Annotated in this window: 10 protein-coding genes; all 10 read right to left on the bottom strand. The window is 69.2% G+C overall.

Annotated features, from left to right (window positions below; translation table 11 throughout):
- Nucleotides 1-88: 88 nt before the first annotated feature.
- The 10 genes from ACIHFB_RS38940 to ACIHFB_RS38895 all read right to left on the bottom strand — a co-directional run bounded on the left by ACIHFB_RS38940 (nt 89) and on the right by ACIHFB_RS38895 (nt 13170).
- A complete protein-coding gene (locus tag ACIHFB_RS38940) occupies nt 89-1858 on the bottom strand; it encodes an IucA/IucC family protein (RefSeq protein WP_400129376.1) in 1770 nt (589 codons plus the stop codon).
- Nucleotides 1855-2394 (bottom strand): GNAT family N-acetyltransferase, encoded by a 540-nt coding sequence (locus ACIHFB_RS38935; RefSeq protein WP_365283088.1) that lies wholly within the window; start codon nt 2392-2394, stop codon nt 1855-1857. The genes ACIHFB_RS38940 and ACIHFB_RS38935 overlap by 4 nt, the downstream gene beginning before the upstream one ends.
- The gene (locus ACIHFB_RS38930) at nt 2391-3674 is read right to left on the bottom strand and encodes a SidA/IucD/PvdA family monooxygenase (RefSeq protein ID WP_365283086.1); all 1284 of its coding nucleotides are present in this window, start codon (nt 3672-3674) and stop codon (nt 2391-2393) included. Before ACIHFB_RS38930 ends, ACIHFB_RS38935 begins: the two co-directional genes overlap by 4 nt.
- A complete protein-coding gene (gene desA, locus ACIHFB_RS38925; RefSeq protein ID WP_365283084.1) occupies nt 3658-5124 on the bottom strand; it encodes a lysine decarboxylase DesA in 1467 nt (488 codons plus the stop codon). The genes ACIHFB_RS38930 and desA overlap by 17 nt, the downstream gene beginning before the upstream one ends.
- A gap of 150 nt (nt 5125-5274) precedes the next feature.
- The gene (locus ACIHFB_RS38920) at nt 5275-6111 is read right to left on the bottom strand and encodes a siderophore-interacting protein (RefSeq protein WP_400129375.1); all 837 of its coding nucleotides are present in this window, start codon (nt 6109-6111) and stop codon (nt 5275-5277) included.
- 118 nt (nt 6112-6229) lie between these two features.
- Nucleotides 6230-7276, bottom strand: a complete 1047-nt coding sequence (locus ACIHFB_RS38915; RefSeq protein ID WP_400129374.1) for an ABC transporter substrate-binding protein — start codon at nt 7274-7276, stop codon at nt 6230-6232.
- A gap of 130 nt (nt 7277-7406) precedes the next feature.
- Nucleotides 7407-8567 (bottom strand): acyl-CoA dehydrogenase family protein, encoded by a 1161-nt coding sequence (locus tag ACIHFB_RS38910; RefSeq protein WP_365283078.1) that lies wholly within the window; start codon nt 8565-8567, stop codon nt 7407-7409.
- Nucleotides 8568-8573: 6 nt separating this feature from the next.
- Nucleotides 8574-9530 (bottom strand): hydroxymethylglutaryl-CoA lyase, encoded by a 957-nt coding sequence (locus tag ACIHFB_RS38905; RefSeq protein ID WP_365283076.1) that lies wholly within the window; start codon nt 9528-9530, stop codon nt 8574-8576.
- The gene (locus tag ACIHFB_RS38900; protein ID WP_400129373.1) at nt 9527-11524 is read right to left on the bottom strand and encodes an acetyl/propionyl/methylcrotonyl-CoA carboxylase subunit alpha; all 1998 of its coding nucleotides are present in this window, start codon (nt 11522-11524) and stop codon (nt 9527-9529) included. The genes ACIHFB_RS38905 and ACIHFB_RS38900 overlap by 4 nt, the downstream gene beginning before the upstream one ends.
- A gap of 14 nt (nt 11525-11538) precedes the next feature.
- Nucleotides 11539-13170 carry a carboxyl transferase domain-containing protein gene (locus ACIHFB_RS38895; RefSeq protein ID WP_365283072.1) on the bottom strand — a complete coding sequence of 544 codons (1632 nt, stop codon included), beginning with the start codon at nt 13168-13170 and terminating at the stop codon, nt 11539-11541.
- Nucleotides 13171-13252: the final 82 nt, after the last annotated feature.

Below are 13252 nucleotides of genomic sequence, written 5' to 3'. Positions count from 1 at the left end.
GGGTCGTTGCCGCCAGGGTCGTTTGGAAGTGACGGCGGGTATCCCGGAGGACCGTACTCCGGGATACCCGCCTGTCTGTGAGGGGCCGTTACAGGCCCGCTATGGGGTTCTTCAGGGTGCCGATCAGCTGTAGGGCGCCGGCCGGGTCGGCCAGGTCCACCATCTGCTTGTTGTTGCGCAGCTGGAGTCGGTTGAGGCAGGACAGGGCGAACTCGGGGGCGAACATGTCGTACTGCTTGAACTTGTCGGCGAGTTCGGGCACCGAGTGCTGGTAGTCGCGGGTGACCTCGGCGACCGTCCGCCAGAAGTCGTCCTCCTCGATGATCCCCTCGGCGGCGAGGTTCGCGGCGAGGAAGCGGAAGAAGCAGTCGAAGACGTCGGTGAAGATCGAGAGGAGCTTCTTCTCCTCCGGGACCTCCACGCGCAGCCGCTCGACCGTCGGCGGCAGTACCGCGTCCGGGTCCATGACGGCGATCTCCTCGGCGATGTCCTTGTAGATCGCGCGCTCGACGGCACCGTCCTTGAGGACGAGGATCACGTTCTCGCCGTGCGGCATGTAGACCAGGTCGTAGGCGTAGAAGCTGTGCAGGAGCGGGGTGAAGTAGGCCTTGAGGTAGCGGCGCAGCCACTCCTTGGGGGCCAGTCCCGACTGCTCGATCAGCGCGCTCGCGAAGGACGCGCCCTCGTGGTCCACATGGACGAGGGACGCCATGGTGGCGAGCGACTCGCCGTCCTGGAGCGATGACACCGGGCTCTCGCGCCACAGCGCGGCGAGCATCTTGCGGTACGGCGAGTAGCGGTCCGTGGCCTTCTCGTACTCCAGGTGCCGGTAGCCGACGGCCGCCCGCTCGCGGATGATCGACAGGCCCGTCGACTTCAGCACCGGGTCGTTGTCGATGAGCTGGGCGAGCCAGTCGTTGATCGCGGGGGTGGCCTCCATGTAGGCGGCCGAGAGACCGCGCATGAAGCCCATGTTGAGGACCGAGAGGGCGGTTTTGACGTAGTGCTTCTCGGGGGCGGACTTGTTGAAGAAGGTCCGGATGGACTGCTGGGCCAGGTACTCGTCGTCGCCCTCGCCCAGGCAGACCAGGTGCCCGCGGGCGACTTCGGCGGCGAAGGTGACGCTGAGCTTGTTCCACCACTGCCAGGGGTGGACGGGGATGAGGAGGAAGTCCTCCGGGGCCAGACCCTTCGCCTTCAGCGTCTCGTCGAACCGCTCGACCGTCTGCGCGCCCAACTCCTCGCGTACGAACGACTCGTACTCGATTCCGACGCCCGCCGTGAACGCTGCCCGTGAGCGGTGCGCGGCCAGCCACACCAGCCGGACCGGGCTCGCGGTCTCGGGGGCGTACGACAGGTACTCGTGGATGCCGAAGCCGAGCCGGCCGTTGTTGGCCACGAAGCAGGGGTGGCCCTCGGTCATGCCGGTCTCGATGTCCTGGAAGCTGCTTTTCGCCAGCTCGGCGGAGGTCGTCCTCGGCTTGGTGAGCTTGTAGCAGGTGCCGGAGAGGGTGGAGGAGATCTCCTCCAGGTAGACCGGCAGGACCTCGTCGCTCAGGCCCAGGGATTTCTTCAGCTCGATGAAGAAGTCCAGGGCGGCGAGGGGGAGTTCGGCGCCGTCGCGGTGGCGGGTGACGGAGTCGGCGTCCACCTGCCAGTGGTCGAGGGCGCGGCGGGTGGCGGTGAAGCGGTAGCGGGTCAGGCCGTCGTCGCTGCGTACGACGTACTGGTCACCGTCCTTCTCGGGGGTGATCAGCCGCTCGTGCGCGAACTCGGCCAGCGCCTTGCGGATCAGCAGGCGGTTGGCCGTCTCCCAGTTCTCGGGGGAGAGGTGGGCCGTGGCGTCGGCGAGGCTCATGCGGACACCGCCTTCTCGAACTGCTCGCGGGTGCAGAAACTCAGCAACGCTTCTTTCTCCGGCTTCCGTATCTCTCGCTCGGGCACGAACCCGACGGCTTCGTTCAGGGCGTGGACGGCCTTGTTGGACACGTCCGGCTCGACGACGACGCGGGCGGTGCGCGGGTCCTCGAAGAGATGGGCCATCACGGCGGTGATGACGGCCTTGGTGAAGCCGTGCACGGGCGTGTCGGTCGCCGGCGTGAGGAAGTGCATGCCGACGTCGCCGGGCTGCGGCTCGTACAGGCCGACCAGTTCGCGGTGGACGGGGTCGTAGTGCTCCATGAGGAACGCGGGTTCGCCGTCGCGCAGCCCGAGCAGGGCGTGGTGGTGCTCGTCGGCCGCGATCTCCATGTAGGCGCGCTCGACGTCCTCCAGCCGGGCGTCCTGCATCATCCAGAAGGCCGCCTTGGGGTGCGTGACCCAGGTGTGCAGCAGCTCGGCGTCCTTCAGGGGGTCGAGCGGGCGGAAGGCGAAGGTGTCGGTCGCGGTGCTCATACGGCGAACTCCTGGAACGCGATGGTCTTCTCGACCGGGTAGTACTCGCTGCCGAGCAGCTCACGGATGATGTAGCTGTTGCGGTACGCGCCCATGCCCAGGTCCGGGGACGTGATGCTGTGGGTGTGCACGCCGGCGTTCTGGAGGAAGACGCCGCGGCCGGTCGTGTCGATCGAGTAGTTGCGGGCGACGTCGAAGTTGCCGTGCGAGTCGCGGACCAGACGGTCGCGCACGGGCTTCAGGAACTCCGGCTCGGCGTAGTGGTAGCCGGTGGCCAGCACCAGGCCCTGGGACTCGATCTCGTAGTCCTTCGCCTGCTCCTCCTGGCGGAAGGAGAGGGTGTACGTGCCGTTCTCGTAGCGTGCGTCGCCCAGCGAGGAGTTGGTGAGCAGGCGCGTGGGCACGGGACCGCCGAGGTTCTTCTGGTACAGCAGGTCGAAGATCTCGTTGATCAGGTCGCCGTCGATGCCCTTGAACAGGCCCTTCTGCTGCGCCATCACGCGGTAGCGGGTGGCCTCGGGGAGCTCGCGGTAGTAGTCGATGTACTCCGGCGACGTCATCTCCAGCGTGAGCTTGGTGTACTCCAGCGGGAAGAAGCGCGGGGAGCGGGTCACCCAGTTCAGCCGGTAGCCGTGGACGTCGATCTCGCTGAGCAGGTCGTAGTAGATCTCGGCGGCGGACTGGCCGGAGCCGATGAGCGTGATCGACTCCTTCTTCTGCAGCTCCGCCTTGTTCTGCATGTAGCGGGAGTTGTGGAAGAAGTCACCGCCCAGGCCGCGCACCGCCTCCGGGTAGTACGGCGAGGTGCCGGTGCCGAGGACCAGGCGGCGGGCGCGGAAGATCTCGTTCTCCGTGGTGCGTACGGCGTAGAGGTCGTCCCCTTCGTCGTACGTCACCTCTGCCACCGTCGTGCCGAAGCGGACGGAGCTGAGTTTGTTCGCGGCCCAGCGGCAGTAGTCGTCGTACTCGACGCGCAGGGGGTAGAAGTTCTCGCGGATGTAGAACGAGTACAACCGCCCCTGTTCTTTGAGGTAGTTGAGGAAGGAGTACGGCGACGTCGGGTCGGCGAGGGTGACCAGGTCCGACATGAACGGGGTCTGGAGGTGGGCGCCGTCCAGGAACATCCCCGCGTGCCACTCGAAGTCGGGCTTCGACTCCAGGAAGACGCCGTCGAGTTCGTCGATGGGCTCGGTCAGACAGGCCAGGCCGAGGTTGAAGGGGCCGAGGCCTATCCCGACGAAGTCGAGGAGCTTTTCAGAGGCTTCAGGAAGCGCGGACAACGGTCTCTCCCAGGTACTGCTCGGCGTGGCCGGCGATCAGATCGAGGACGGCGGCGATGTCGGCCGTCGTGGTCTCGGGGTTGAGCAGGGTGAACTTCAGATAGTGGCGGCCGCCGACCTTGGTGCCCGCGACCACCGCGTCACCGGAGGCGAACAGGGCCTTGCGGGCGTACAGGTTGGCCCGGTCGATCTCGGCGGGATCGGTGACGGCGGCCGGGATGTAGCGGAAGACGAGGGTGGAGAGCGAGGGCTGGACCACCACGTCGAAGCGGGGGTCGGCGGCGAGCAGCTCCCAGCCCTCGGCGGCCAGGTCGCAGACCTCGTCGAAGAGCTCGCCGATGCCGTCGGCGCCCATCACGCGCAGCGTCATCCACAGCTTGAGCGCGTCGAAGCGGCGGGTGGTCTGCAGCGACTTGTCGACCTGGTTGGGTATGCGCTCCTGCACCATGCGGCGCGGGTTGAGGTACTCCGCGTGATAGGTGGCGTGGCGCAGCGTGGCGGCGTCGCGGACCAGCACGGCCGATGAACTCACCGGCTGGAAGAAGGACTTGTGGTAGTCGACGGTGACGGAGTCGGCCCGCTCGATGCCGTCGATGCGGTGGCGGTACTTGAGCGAGGTGAGGAGCCCGCAGCCGTAGGCGGCGTCGACGTGCATCCAGGTGTTGTACTGCTCGCACAGCTCGGCGATCTCGGGCAGCGGGTCGATGGAGCCGAAGTCGGTGGTGCCGCCCGTGGCGACGACCGCCATGGGCACCAGGCCGTCCTTCTTGCAGCGCTCCAGCTCATGGGCGAGCGTGACCGTCTGCATGCGCTTGTCGTGGTCGACGGGGATGGAGACCACGGAGTCCGGGCTCAGACCGAGGAGTTTGGCCGACTTCTTCACGCTGAAGTGGCTGACCTCGGAGGCGAAGATGCGCAGTTTGGCGAAGGAGGCCCCTTCCTCCCACCCTGCCCGCCCTGGCTTCGCCTCCTCGCGGGCCAGTAGCAGCGCTTGGAGGTTGGACTGGGTGCCGCCGGAGGTGAACACGCCGTCGGCGGCGGGGCCGAGGCCGATGCGGGCGGTCGTCCAGTCGATGAGCTTGCGCTCGATGAGGGTGCCGCCGGCCGACTGGTCCCAGGTGTCCAGGGAGGAGTTGACCGCGGAGAGGATCGCCTCGCCGAGCACGGCCGGGATGACGACCGGGCAGTTGAGGTGGGCGAGATAGCGGGGGTGGTGGAAGTAGATCGCGTCCCGGAGGTAGACGTCCTCCAGTTCGTCGAGGGCCGCTGCGGTGTCGCGCAGCGGCCGGTCGAGGTCGATCGTGTCGATACGGGGGGCGAGGGCGTCGACCGTGATGCCGGTGAACGGACGGTCGGTGGTGGCGAGTTTGGCCGCCACCCGCTCGATTCCTTCGGTCACGGAGCTGCGGTACCGCTCCGCGGTCGTGTCATTGAGCAGGTGCGAGCGCATGAGGGGGTCCTCCGGTGGGGACGATCCGTGCGGGACGGGCGAAGCGGAGTGTGGGCTTCAACTTAGGTTAGCCTAACCTAACTTCACCAGATTTAACGCAAGGGAAACCCAACCCCGCCCGTGACGGTGATCACTCCTGTCGCTGCCGCATCACTCGCCGCGCTCGCGCAGCTGCTCCTCGGACAGCCCCTGCCGCCAGTAGCCCACGAACGTGACCCGGCGGCGGTCGATCCCGCGCTCGCCCACGAAGTGCCGGCGCAGCTGCTTCACACAGCCGGACTCGCCCGCGATCCAGACGTACGGGTGCTCGGCGGGCGGGAGTCGGGCTTCGCGCAGGGCATCGAGGGCCATGGGGGACCCCTCGACACCCGGCTTCTCCGCGACCAGCCAGTCGATCTCCACGTCCGCCTCGGTCGCCAGGTCCTGGATGTCACCGGCGTGGTGCACCTCCAGCCAGACCCGGGCACGGGTGCCGGCCGGCAGCGACTCGACGATGGCGGAGACCGCGGGTACGGCCGTCTCGTCGCCCCAGATCACGACCAGGTCCGTGTCGGCGGGCGGCCGGAAGCGGATGGCCCGGTTGTCGGCGATCGCTGGTCCGAGCAGCTGCACCTTGTCCCCGGCGGCGGCCCGCGCGGCCCACCGGGAGGCAGGCCCGGCGGGCTCGTGCAGCACGAAGTCGATGTCGATCTCGTCGGGGTTCCGGCGCAGCGACCGGAGTGAGTACGACCGCATCACGGCCCGCACGTCATCGGGCTGTTCGCGCCACGCCTGCCACCAGCCGTCGCCGAGCTCGACGGGGACGCGGGGCTCGGTCCGGCCCTCGGCGGGGATGAACAGCGACAGCGACTGGTCACACCCGTCGGAGTGGAAGTCCCGCAACTCGTCCCCGGCAAAGGTCACCCGAACCAGAGACGGCCCGAGCCGCCGAGTCCGCACGACGTGCAGGGAGAAGAAACGGAAGGGGGAGGCGACGGCGGTGGTCATGGGGTAACTCCTGAATCGACGTCAGGGATGCGTACCTAGGGGCGCGGGGCTGTGACATATGCGGCTCCGCCGCGTGGGCGCGACCAGCCACGACGGACCCGCAGTTCCCCGCGAGCCGTTAGCTCACCTTCTTGGCGTTCTCCAGCGCCTCGGCGAGATTCTCAAGCAACGGCGTGCACTTGTCGTACGACAGAATCGGCTCCGGCGACCGCGCGATGACCTGCCCCGCCTTCACCGCGGGCAGCTTCTTCCACGTCGCCTCGGTGATGTCCGCCGGCTGAATCGTCGAGGACCGGTCGTCCATCATGATGACGTCGGCCTTGTACTTGTCGACGTTCTCCCAGCTGAGGCTCTCGAACCAGCCACCGCCCACGGACTTCGCCTTCTCCGAGGGCTCGACGAAGTTCACGCCGAGGGCCTTGAAGTACTCCAGGTCGATGGAGAGGTTGGTGCCGGAGACGTAGAACAGGTCCTGGCTCGCGGAGCCGGCCAGCACCTTGATGTCGGGCTTGGCCTTGGCGGCGGCACGCAGCCGGGCGGCCGCGGTCTCGAACTTCTTCTTGGCGTCGGTGACCGCGGCGGCCTTCATGTCCCCGCCGAGCGACTCCGCGAGCGCCCACAGGCGCTCCAGGGGCTCGGTGATCTGGCGGTCGTAGACGGAGATGCCGACGCTCGGGGCGAGCTTGGCGATCTTGTCCTTGGACGCCTCGGGGACGTACCAGAGGGTGCCGGCGTCGTCGAACATCGTGGAGATGAGGACGTCCGGGGCGAGCGCGGCGTACTTCTCGACGTTGAACTGGTCCCAGGCGTTGCCGAGGATGGTCACCTTGCTGATGTCCATGTCGCCGGCCTGGACGTCGGCCTTGCCGTCCGTGGTCTTGGTCGGGCCGAACACGCCCTTGACCGAGATGCCGTAGTCGTGGAGCGCGGCGGCGACGCCGGTGAACGCCACGATGTTCGCCGGGACCTTGTCGAGCTTCACCGTCGTACCGCGGTCGTCCTTGAACGACCAGGGGCCGGAGGCCCCGGCGGATGCCTTCGCGTCCGAGCCCTCGCTGCCCGAGTCTTCGTCGCCGCAGGCTGCGAGCACGGCACCGAGGCCGAGGGCGCCGCCCGCGGCGAGGATGCCGCGGCGGGTGAGGTGGGTGGCTCTGGCGTTGGACATGGGTACGCTGCTTTCGAACGGGGTGGATCACCTGCTGGACATTTCGAAGGTAGGTTAGCCTAACCTCATCGCTTGTCCAGGGGTGGGCCGCCCTCGGACTCAAGCCTGGGCGTGGCCTGTGACCTGCGGCTCAGCCCGTCAGCCCCAACTCCCGTGCGATCAGCATCCGTTGGACTTCGCTGGTGCCCTCGCCGATCTCCAGGATCTTCGAGTCACGCCACATGCGCGCCACCGGGTACTCGTTCATGAAGCCGTAGCCGCCGTGGATCTGGGTCGCCTCGCGGGCGTTGTCGACGGCGATGGTGGACGAGTAGAGCTTGGCCAGTGCCGCCTCCTTCTTGAAGGGGTCCCCGGCCACCAGACGGGAGGCGGCGTCGCGCCAGGCCAGGCGGGAGGTGTGGGCCTTCATCTCCATGTCGGCGAGCTTGAACTGGATCGCCTGGTTGGCGCCGATGGGGCGGCCGAAGGCCTGGCGTTCCTTCGCGTACTTCAGTGACTCGTCGACGCAGCCCTGGGCCAGGCCGGTCGCCAGGGCCGCGATCGCGATACGGCCCTCGTCGAGGATGCGCAGGAACTGGGCGTAGCCGCGGCCCTGTTCGCCCAGGAGGTTCGCGGCCGGGACCCGGACGTCCGCGAAGGACAGCTCACGGGTGTCCGAGGCGTTCCAGCCCACCTTCGAGTAGGGGGCGGCGACCGTGAAGCCGGGCGTGCCCGACGGGACGATGATCGCGGAGATCAGCGGCCTGCCGTCCGGCTTGCGGCCGGTGACCGCCGTGACGGTCACCAACTCCGTGATGTCCGTCCCCGAGTTGGTGATGAAGCACTTCGTGCCGTTGATCACCCATTCGTTCGTCTCGGCGTCCAGGCGGGCCGTCGTACGCGTCGCGCCCGCGTCGCTGCCGCCGTCCGGCTCGGTCAGGCCGAAGGCGCCGAGGATTTCGCCGGTGCACAGCCGAGGGAGCCACTGGCGCTTCTGCTCCTCGGTGCCGAAGAGGTGGATCGGCATCGCGCCGAGCGAGACGCCCGCCTCCAGGGTGATGGCCACCGAGGAGTCGACCCGGGCCAGCTCCTCCAGAGCCACGCCCAGTGCCAGATAGTCGCCGCCCATACCGCCGTACTCCTCCGGGAACGGCAGCCCGAACAGACCCATGCGGCCCATCTCGCGGACGATCTCGTACGGGAATTCATGGTGTTCGTAGAAGTCGCCGATCTTGGGGGCGATCACGTCGTGCGCGAACTGCTCGACCGTACGGCGGAGTTCTTCGAGTTCGGGGGAGAGGCGGTGGTCCATGGCAGATCACTGGTCCTTGTGGGGCAGAGTCGATTTACCGAGTGCACGGACGGTGCGGGACGGGCTGGGTCGGCCCAGTTGGTCGGCCATCCACACGCTGGTGGCGACGAGGCGGCCGAGGTCCACTCCGGTGTCGATGCCGAGTCCCTGGAGCATCCACACGAGGTCTTCGGTGGCGAGGTTGCCGGTTGCGGACTTGGCGTACGGGCAGCCGCCGAGGCCGCCCGCCGAGGCGTCGACGGTGGTGACGCCGTGTTGCAGGGCGGCCAGGGTGTTGGCGAGTGCCTGGCCGTACGTGTCGTGGAAGTGCACACCGATCGCGGAGGTCGGCACGCCCTCCTCGTTCAGCTCGGACAGCAGGTCCTGGACGTGCGCCGGGGTCGCCACGCCGATCGTGTCGCCGAGGCTCAGCTCGTCGCAGCCCATGTCCATCAGGGCCTTGCTGATCCGCACGACCTGGTGGATCGGGACCGGGCCCTCCCAGGGGTCGCCGAAGCACATCGACAGATAGCCGCGGACGTGGACCTTGTGCTCCCTCGCCCGCGCGACCACCGGCGCGAACATGCCCAGCGCCTCGTCGACCGTGCGGTTGAGGTTGGCCTTCGCGAAGGACTCGGTGGCGCTGGCGAAGACGGCGACGCGACGCGCGTGCAGGGCCAGCGCGCGGTCGAGTCCGCGGGCGTTCGGCACCAGGACCGGCAGCGCGACCGGCACCTCGCTCACCATCGGGAACAGCTGTTCCGCGTCGGCGAGTTGGGGCACCCACTTCGGGTGGACGAAGCTGGTGGCCTCGATCGTCGTCAGGCCCGCGTCGGCCAGGCGGCGGATGAACTCCGCCTTGACCTCGGTCGGCACCGTCGACTTCTCGTTCTGGAGTCCGTCCCGCGCGCCGACCTCGTGGATCCGCACCCGTGGGGGCAGGTCCTGCGCCGGTACGACCATGGGGAGTCCCTGAACCGTCATTGCGCTGCCTCCTCGTGCGGTGCGACGACCGCCAGTACCTGGTCCATGGCGACGGTCGTGCCCGGCGTCACGTCCAGTTCGGCGACCGTGCCGGCGTGCGGGGCGGAGATGACGTGCTCCATCTTCATCGCCTCGACGACCAGCAGACTCTGCCCGGCGGTCACCTCGTCGCCCACGGCGACCTTCACGACCGTCACCGTCCCGGGCATGGGCGCGGTGAGCGAGTCGGCACCGGAGTGCGCGGCCCCGGTGAGCGACGCGGCCACCGGGTCGTGGTCCCGCACCTGCCAGGCGTCGCCGTCGCGGCCCAGCCAGCTGCCGTCCGGCAGCGCGGCGAAGGTGTGGGCGACGCCGTCGAGCCGGCAGGTGAACCGGCCCTCGGGCCCGGGCAGCGGGCCCGCGGACCCCCGAAGCGGCTCGTCCCCGTCGTCCAGCAGCAGTTCGGTCCCGCCGTCCGGTGTGCTGCGCACGCGCACGGTCACCGGCTCGTGGCCCGGCACCCGCAGGTGGTGCGCCGTCCAGGCCCGCTCGCCGCCCAGCCGCCATCCGTCCGCGGCGGAGAACGGGTCGGCCCAGCCGGTGCCGGCGGCCGGGGCGAGCGCCGCCTGGCGCAGCAGCGCCGCCGCCGCATAGACCTCCGCGGGCACCTGGTCGAGTACGAGCCCGTCCACCTCCCGCTCGACCAGCCCGGTGTCCAACTCGCCCGCCACGACCGCCGGGTGGGCCAGCAGCCGGCGCAGGAACCCCGCGTTCGTCGGCACGCCCAGCGTGACCGTCTGTCCGAGGGCCGACCGGAGCTTTCTGAGCGCGGTGGCACGGTCGGGGCCGTACGCGATCACCTTGGACAGCATCGGGTCGTACAGGCTGCCGACCTCGGTGCCCTCGCTCAGCCCGGAGTCGGTACGGATGCCGTTGCCCTGGGGCTCGTTCAGGCTGAGCACCGTGCCGCCGGAGGGGAGGAAGCCGCGCGTGGGGTCTTCGGCGCACAGACGGGCCTCGACCGCGTGCCCGGCGAGCGAGATGTCCTCCTGCGCCCACGGCAGGCGTTCGCCCGCCGCCACCCGCAGCTGCCACTCCACCAGGTCCAGGCCCGTGATCAGCTCCGTCACCGGGTGCTCCACCTGGAGGCGGGTGTTCATCTCCATGAAGGAGTACGACGACGGATCGCCGCCGGGGACGATGAACTCGACCGTGCCCGCGCCGACGTACCCGCAGGAACGGGCCGCCTGGACCGCCGCCTCGCCCATGGATGCGCGCGTGGCCTCGTCCAGGAGCACGCTCGGCGCCTCCTCGACGATCTTCTGGTGGCGGCGCTGGAGGGAGCACTCGCGCTCGCCGAGGTGGATCACGTTCCCGTGGGCGTCGGCCAGGACCTGGATCTCGATGTGCCGGGGCCGGTCGATCCACCGCTCGACGAGCAGCGTGTCGTCGCCGAAGGAGGCCGCGGCCTCGCGCCGGGCCGCCGCGATCTCCTCGTCCAGCACGGCCAGGTCCCGCACCAGGCGCATGCCCTTGCCGCCACCGCCCGCACTGGGCTTCAGCAGTACAGGTGCGCCCAACTCGCGGGCCGCGTCGGCCAGTTCGGGGTCACGACCGCCGGGCACCACGGGCACCCCCGCCGCCGCGACCGTCTCCTTCGCGCGGATCTTGTCGCCCATCAGGGAGATGGCCTGCGCGGGCGGCCCGATGAAGACCAGCCCTTGTGCGTCGCAGGCGCGGGCGAAGGCGGTGTTCTCGGCGAGGAAGCCGTACCCGGGGTGGACCGCCTGGGCGCCGCTGCGGGCGGCGGCGTCGAGGATGCGCTCCACGGACAGATAGCTCTGCGCCGCCGGCGCGGGACCGATCCGTACCGCCGTGTCGGCCTCCCGGACGTGCCGGGCGTCGGCGTCCGCGTCGGAGAAGACGGCCACCGAGCGGACGCCCAGGGCGCGCAGAGTGCGGATGACCCGGACCGCGATCTCGCCCCGGTTGGCCACAAGGACTGTGTCGAACATGGTGGTGGGTTCCCTCACATCCGGAAGACGCCGAACTGGGTCTGTGTTGGATCTTTTTGGCCCAGGGGCGCGTTTGCGCACGCGGTCAGGGCCAGGCCCAGTACCTGCCGGGTCTCCAGCGGATCGATGACGCCGTCGTCCCAGAGGCGGGCGGTGGCGTAGTAAGCGTTCCCCTGGCGCTCGTACTGTGCACGGATCGGCGCTTTGAAGTCCTCTTCCTCGTCCTGTCGCCAGGACTCGCCGCGGCCCTCCAGCTGGTCCCGCTTGACGGTCGCGAGGACGGACGCGGCCTGCTCGCCGCCCATGACGGAGATCTTGGCGCCCGGCCACATCCACAGGAAGCGGGGGGAGTAGGCGCGGCCGCACATCGAGTAGTTCCCCGCGCCGTACGAGCCGCCGACCACGACGGTCAGTTTCGGCACCCGGGTCGTGGCGACCGCCGTCACCATCTTGGCGCCGTGCTTGGCGATGCCACCGGCCTCGTAGTCCCGTCCGACCATGAACCCGGAGATGTTCTGGAGGAACACCAGCGGGATTCCGCGCTGGTCGCACAGCTCGATGAAGTGGGCGCCCTTCTGGGCGGACTCGGAGAACAGGATGCCGTTGTTGGCGACGATGCCGACCGGGTGGCCGTGGATCCGGGCGAAGCCGGTGACCAGGGTCTGCCCGAACTCGGCCTTGAACTCGGAGAAACGGGAGCCGTCGGTGACGCGCGCGATGATCTCGCGGACGTCGTACGGAGTACGGGGGTCGGCGGGCACCGCGCCGTACAGCCCGTACGGGTCGGCCTTGGGCTCCGTGGCGGGCTCCACGGTCCAGGGCAGCGGCCCGCGCGCGGGAAGCGTGGAGACGATGGTGCGGACGATCCGCAGCGCGTGCGCGTCGTCCTCCGCGAGGTGGTCGGTCACACCGGACACACGCGCGTGGACCTCGCCGCCGCCGAGCTCCTCCGCGGTGACGACCTCACCGGTGGCGGCCTTCACGAGCGGGGGCCCGCCGAGGAAGATGGTCCCCTGATTGCGGACGATCACGGCCTCGTCGCTCATCGCGGGGACATACGCCCCGCCGGCCGTGCACGAGCCGAGGACGGCGGCGATCTGCGGGATGCCGGCCGCCGACATCCGGGCCTGGTTGTAGAAGATGCGCCCGAAGTGCTCACGGTCGGGGAAGACCTCGTCCTGCATCGGCAGGAAGGCACCACCGGAGTCGACCAGATAGAGACAGGGCAGGCGGTTCTCCAGGGCCACTTCCTGCGCCCGGAGATGCTTCTTCACGGTGATGGGGTAGTACGTCCCACCCTTCACGGTGGCGTCATTGGCGACGATCACGCACTCGCGCCCGGCGACCCGCCCGATCCCGGCGATGACACCGGCCGCCGGGGCCTGTCCGTCGTACATCCCGTCGGCCGCCAGCGGGGCCAGCTCCAGGAAGGGTGAGCCGGGGTCGAGGAGGGAGTCGACCCGGTCGCGGGGCAGCAGCTTGCCGCGTGCGGTGTGGCGGGCGCGGGCCTTCTCGCCGCCGCCGAGCCGGGCGGCGGCCAGCTTGCCGCGCAGCTCCTCGACGAGCGCCAGCTGCGCCGCCTCATTGGCCCGCCAGGCCTCCGACGCGGGGTCTGCCGCGCTGTGGAGCTCCGGTGCCTGTTGCATCCTGCGGTCCCCTCACATTGTTAATGAGCGTTAACGCATTTCCTTCAGGTTAACGACCGCTAACCTCCCTGTCTAGAATTAC

This window comes from Streptomyces sp. NPDC051963 (genome assembly GCF_044593495.1).
GTDB lineage: Bacteria > Actinomycetota > Actinomycetes > Streptomycetales > Streptomycetaceae > Streptomyces.
The sequence above is the reverse complement of the archived record's forward strand: the minus strand, read 5'-3'. Positions and strand labels throughout refer to the sequence as shown.

Bases quoted from the DNA above. Each gene is read 5' to 3' on its own strand.
- ACIHFB_RS38900 (WP_400129373.1), bottom strand. From the start codon at position 11,524: ATGTTCGACACAGTCCTTGTGGCCAACCGGGGCGAGATCGCGGTCCGG.
- ACIHFB_RS38935 (WP_365283088.1), bottom strand. From the start codon at position 2,394: ATGAGCACCGCGACCGACACCTTCGCCTTCCGCCCGCTCGACCCCCTG.
- ACIHFB_RS38940 (WP_400129376.1), bottom strand. From the start codon at position 1,858: ATGAGCCTCGCCGACGCCACGGCCCACCTCTCCCCCGAGAACTGGGAG.
- desA (WP_365283084.1), bottom strand. From the start codon at position 5,124: ATGCGCTCGCACCTGCTCAATGACACGACCGCGGAGCGGTACCGCAGC.
- ACIHFB_RS38895 (WP_365283072.1), bottom strand. From the start codon at position 13,170: ATGCAACAGGCACCGGAGCTCCACAGCGCGGCAGACCCCGCGTCGGAG.
- ACIHFB_RS38915 (WP_400129374.1), bottom strand. From the start codon at position 7,276: ATGTCCAACGCCAGAGCCACCCACCTCACCCGCCGCGGCATCCTCGCC.
- ACIHFB_RS38905 (WP_365283076.1), bottom strand. From the start codon at position 9,530: ATGACGGTTCAGGGACTCCCCATGGTCGTACCGGCGCAGGACCTGCCC.
- ACIHFB_RS38910 (WP_365283078.1), bottom strand. From the start codon at position 8,567: ATGGACCACCGCCTCTCCCCCGAACTCGAAGAACTCCGCCGTACGGTC.
- ACIHFB_RS38920 (WP_400129375.1), bottom strand. From the start codon at position 6,111: ATGACCACCGCCGTCGCCTCCCCCTTCCGTTTCTTCTCCCTGCACGTC.